Source organism: Vibrio sp. 03_296, from assembly GCF_002265885.1.
The window spans coordinates 1-1,006 of record NZ_NPKW01000793.1 but is presented as its reverse complement, the minus strand read 5'-3'; the positions used below and the strand labels follow the sequence as shown (position 1 = coordinate 1,006).

Below are 1,006 nucleotides of genomic sequence, written 5' to 3'. Positions count from 1 at the left end.
TTGGCGGTGACGATTCTTGGAGCCCAAGTGTGCACAAAGAATTCCAACTAACCGAGAAACACTACCGCTACCAGTTGCGATTTAGCCCGGCTTCGCGCTAGCGCTCACTCGCCTCCAGGCTTTCCTTCTAAGTCCAAATCCTATAAGCCAAGCCTTGATTTTTTCGTCCAAGGCTTGGCTTTGTCGTTTTAGTGCGTTTTCTTGCACTCGATTACTACTTTTCTGACCAACGTTTACACACAAGATAAAACCACACTCAAATCACAAAACCCTTACAAACATTAACATTCGATTACAAATCTGGTGAAATTTTTATCTAGTTCACATTAATTGATTCGTTTGTCACTATACTCAAAGGGTAAACGTTTTCACCAATTATAAAATTAATTGCAGATTACGAATTACCCCTACAGCAAACCAATAACAAACAATCAGGATTTTGCTTATGAGAAAGGTTACTCTACTTGCTCTGCTCACTGCTGGTGTAGGCTTTGGAACACAAGCTCTAGCGGATACCACCCTTGGATTTACTATCTACAAGTACGACGACAACTTCATGTCGGTTGTGCGCCAAGCCATTGAAAAAGAAGCGGCATCAGACAAAAGCACTCGTATTTTGATGAACGATTCGCAAAACAGCCAGTCGATGCAAAACGACCAAGTGGACGTCATGCTGGCTCGTGGCGTGCAAGCGCTGGCCATTAACCCTGGTTGACCCTGCAGGCTGCCCAACCATCATCCAAAAAGCGAAAATGGATGATGTGCCTATCGTGTTCTACAACAAAGAACCCAGCCCACAAGCGCTAGCGAGCTACGACAAAGCTTACTACGTCGGTACCGACTCAAAAGAATCGGGCATACATTCAAGGTGATCTCATCGCGCAAGCGTGGAAAGCCAACCCAGACATGGGACAAAAACGGCGAATGGCGTATTGCAATACGTGATGCTAAAAGGCGAACCCGGCCACCCAGATGACAGAAGCTCGCACCACGTATTCTGTACAAA

The 1,006-nt window shown here is 45.5% G+C and carries 1 pseudogene; it reads left to right on the top strand.

Annotated features, from left to right (window positions below):
- Positions 1–445 precede the first annotated feature (445 nt).
- Positions 446–1,006, top strand: a pseudogene (locus CIK04_RS27935) (substrate-binding domain-containing protein); the annotation flags it as partial.